The sequence below is a fragment of the Limnohabitans sp. genome (assembly GCF_040401495.1).
GTDB lineage: Bacteria > Pseudomonadota > Gammaproteobacteria > Burkholderiales > Burkholderiaceae_C > Limnohabitans.
Genome location: NZ_JBBAOI010000046.1, coordinates 1 through 3,804, shown reverse-complemented (window position 1 = coordinate 3,804; position 3,804 = coordinate 1). Strand labels below are relative to the sequence as shown.

Below are 3,804 nucleotides of genomic sequence, written 5' to 3'. Positions count from 1 at the left end.
CCGAATGTGGGCGATAGTTTTCAGGTGGATGGAAACCATGATGGCTTGGGCAATAACGTCAACATGCTAGACATGGTGGATTTGGCCAAAAAGCCTGTCATCAGCGGTAAGTCTTTGGCTAATACCTACATTGACCAAATTAACAACGTGGGTAACTTGGCCCAACAAGCCACCATCACGCAACAGGCCTTGACTGTGGTGCACGACCAATCCGTGTCTGCAAGAGACAAAGTCTCGGGCGTTAATTTAGACGAAGAAGCCGCTGCGCTGATTCGCTACCAACAGGCCTACCAAGCGTCTGCCAAAGCATTGCAAATATCGGGCACCTTGTTTGACTCGATCGTACAAATTCGTTGATAGAGGCACGACATTATGAAAATCTCCACCACCCTCTACTTTGACCGCGCCAACCAACAGTTGGGCGATGTGCAAGGCGAACTCGCCAAAACACAAGAGCAACTCTCAACCGGTAAGCAAATTGTTAAACCGAGCGATTCTCCAGACAAAGCGTCTTTGGTGACGCGTCTGGAGTCTGAATTAGCGCGACAAGTCAGCTACCAAAGCACACTCAAGTCAGTCAACACCCGTTTACAAGCATCTGAGACAGTTCTTAAAAATACGACCGATGTGATGGTGCGTGTCAAAGAACTCGCGGTGCAAGCAGCGAGTGACACTTTGTCGCCGGCAGATCGCCAGTCGATCGCCCTAGAAATTAGTTCACTCAAAGAACAGGTGCTCAGCCTTGCCAATACACAAGACACCAACGGTAACTACCTGTTCTCAGGTAGCCGAGTTGGTTCGCCCGCATTTGGTAAAGACGCTAAAGGACATGTGGTCTACCAAGGTGACGAGTCACGCATGAAAGTGGCAGTGGGCGATAACCGACGCATGAACCTCAACATGCCAGGGTCGGACGCGTTTGTAAAAGTCATACGTGACGACGGCAAGGGTACGAAGTCTGGCGTTGGATTTTTCCAAGCGATTGACGATTTGGCGAACGCCGTACAAAACTCAGACCACACCAATATGCAGCGCGGCATTGCTGAAATAGACAGCCTACAGCAAGGCGTGAGTGACGCCACAGCACAAATCGGTACCGACATGAATGTGGTCGACATGCAAAACAGCGTGCTCGATGAAATTACCTTGCGTTTGAAGACTACTAAATCAGACGCAGAAGACTTGGACTACACATCAGCCATCACCAAAATGAACAAAGACCAACTGGCCTTGGAAGCAGCGCAAAGCAGTTTTGCCAAGATTTCACAGTTGAGCCTATTCAAATATATGAATTGATGGGCTCAAGTTTAGGCTTGAGCAGTCGAACACTTAACAGCATAAAAAGATAAAACATGGCTACCACTGGAGCTACCTCGTCAACCACAACGACGTCCACATCTGCGAGTACGCTCAGCAGTGGCACGTCGGCTGCGCTTGCGAGTACCCCAGAGGCAGTAGCAAAAGCTAACAAAGCCGCTGCACAAAAGCTCATCTCGGCTTTGGGCGCGGGTTCAGGTGTGGACGTCGCATCCCTCGCCCAAAACTTGGTAGACGCCGAAGGCGCGCCCCAAAAGAACGCGATCAACGCCAAGATCACTAAAAACGAAGCCCGTATTTCGGGTTACTCGGCCATGTCATTCGTGTTGTCGCAAGTCAACACAGCGATGACGGCGCTCAAAGACCAAAGTAGCTTTAACACGCTGAGCGCTAGCAATACCAATACAGCCGCATTTGATGTCAGTGCCAGCACGTCAGCCGCGACTGGCATCCACGATATTGAGGTGCTACGCCTTGCCAAAGCCCAGCGCACAGTCAGTGACGGCCTTGCTTCACCCACCACCACTCTCAATGGCGGCTTAGCTATGAGCGTGTCTATCTATGTAGGCGCAAAGCCCACCATGACATCGGTGGCAGGCACCGGAGTTGCGGATACCGGCACAAGACAAACTGCAGCAGTGAGCTTCACACCGCTATTGGCAGGGCAGTCGGTGACAGTTGCAGGGCTTACCTACAAAGCAAGCTCGGCCACAACCGCTGCAGAAGTTGCCGCTGCATTTTCTGGCTTGGCGGGTAACGCTACGTCTTCCACCACAGCACCCAAAGGCACTGTCAGCGGGACTTTGACTGGCTTTAGCGCAGGTGTATCGGACGGCACAGGTAATTTAACCTTCACCAGCACCACGGCAGGAGTCACCCCTACATTTGCCATGAGCAGTGCAGCACCTAAATTAGCCGTTGCTGCAGGACAAGATACACCCCAAGGCATTGTCAATGCCATCAACGCAGCTGCCAATGGTGTGACTGCACAACTCGTCAATACGGGGGACGGAACCAGCAACCCCTATCAAATTATTTTGACTGGCCAAGTGGGTGCCAGCAATGTGTTTAGTTATTCTGCCCAGGACGCGAATGGTGCGGCTATTCCTAGTGTGGCATTTAACCCAGCCAATGCCACCAACCAAACCGCAGCAGACGCGAAAGTAAAAGTAGACGGTATTACCTACGTTCGAACCAATAATGCACTGACAGACGTAGTGCCAGGTTTGACAATCAACCTCAAAGGCCTGACTACTTCTGCTGCCTCCGTCACATTGACGCGCGACAACACGCCCATCAAAGACAAAATCAACGCGTTGGTGACTTCGTATAACGACGCCGTTTCTATATTTAAAGAGGTGTCTGACACAAAATCAACATTGCCCACCTATGGTGCGACTTTGGTGGGTGACTCAACACTGCGGTCTATCAAGCAGCAATTGCGTGGCATGTTCACAGCGTCATCCAGCACACCTGGTACCAGCGTGAGCGCCTTATGGCAACTAGGCATCAGCCTAGACCAATCAGGCGTGATGTCTGTAGACGCTACTAAGCTAGACACCGCCTTGACTAATAACTACGACGACGTAGTCAAAACCTTTACGGGTAACAAGAACGGTATTTCAGCCCTGAGCACTGAAAACGCAGGCATTGCAGGCGACGCTTTTAAAAAGTTAACCAAAATGTTAGGCAACACAGGTGCATTGCTGACGCAAAGCGAATCTGCCAACACGCAAAACACCAAATACAAGGATGATTTGACCAAGCTACAAACCCGCTTGGACGCCATGCTTAAACGCTACCAAACCCAGTTCTCTAAGATGGACAGCATAGTGGGTGGCGTCAATACACAGAAGACCAGCCTCAAGGCAACTTTTGACGGCATGATGGCCAGCTTGACTGGAAAAAATTGACCTAATTTAATACTTTCAGGTTTCTTTTTTCATATTTTTAGCCGCGCATGCAAATATTTGCATGTCGTGGCTAAAGTTCCTTTTCTTCCTTCCGATATAGCAAAACATGGAAACCCTTGGACGCTTTGTCCGAGGTGAAAGGAAGAAACCTATGCTTTCAGAAATTCAAGGCGGAAACAGTCCGGTGCCTACACCCGTAGTGCAGCCGAATGTTGTCATGCCTGCTCCAGTTTCTACAGCGCATGAAGTTAGGACCGAGCCTGCTGCACCCAAGGTGCAGGCGCCCAAGCCTGTAGAAATCAAAGTAGACATGGAAAAACTCAAGGCCAACTTAGATGAATCTATCGCCAGACTGAACGAAACGATGCGCGATGGAGGGCGAAACCTCAATTTTGCAATCGATCAAAACACTTCAGGAAGCTTCGTGGTGTTGGTAAAGAACACCGATACAGGCGAAGTCATCCGCAAAATACCGAATGACGCTGTCATTCGCATTGCGCACAGCATTGATGCCCTCAACGGCATGCTGCATAACGCATTGACTTGAAACAATTTGTCATTATTTATTAAAGTA

General features: G+C 50.0%; 4 protein-coding genes. All 4 read left to right on the top strand.

The annotated features are described in order from the left end of the window. On the top strand, positions 1–357 hold a 357-nt coding region (locus tag AC9UEO_RS13440; protein ID WP_509534522.1), incomplete at its 5' end, for a flagellar basal body rod C-terminal domain-containing protein. A 15-nt stretch (positions 358–372) separates the two neighbouring features. Beyond that, positions 373–1,296, top strand: coding sequence for a flagellar hook-associated protein FlgL (gene flgL, locus AC9UEO_RS13435; protein WP_509534519.1), 924 nt, complete (start codon positions 373–375; stop codon positions 1,294–1,296). A 56-nt stretch (positions 1,297–1,352) separates the two neighbouring features. Continuing rightward, the gene (gene fliD / locus AC9UEO_RS13430; protein WP_509534518.1) at positions 1,353–3,230 is read left to right on the top strand and encodes a flagellar filament capping protein FliD; all 1,878 of its coding nucleotides are present in this window, start codon (positions 1,353–1,355) and stop codon (positions 3,228–3,230) included. Positions 3,231–3,381: 151 nt separating this feature from the next. After that, the gene (locus tag AC9UEO_RS13425; protein WP_509534517.1) at positions 3,382–3,777 is read left to right on the top strand and encodes a flagellar protein FlaG; all 396 of its coding nucleotides are present in this window, start codon (positions 3,382–3,384) and stop codon (positions 3,775–3,777) included. Positions 3,778–3,804: the final 27 nt, after the last annotated feature.

What these genes read in the sequence shown, in the direction of transcription:
- fliD (WP_509534518.1), top strand. Translation starts at nt 1,353, where the DNA reads ATGGCTACCACTGGAGCTACCTCGTCAACCACAACGACGTCCACATCT.
- AC9UEO_RS13425 (WP_509534517.1), top strand. Translation starts at nt 3,382, where the DNA reads ATGCTTTCAGAAATTCAAGGCGGAAACAGTCCGGTGCCTACACCCGTA.
- flgL (WP_509534519.1), top strand. Translation starts at nt 373, where the DNA reads ATGAAAATCTCCACCACCCTCTACTTTGACCGCGCCAACCAACAGTTG.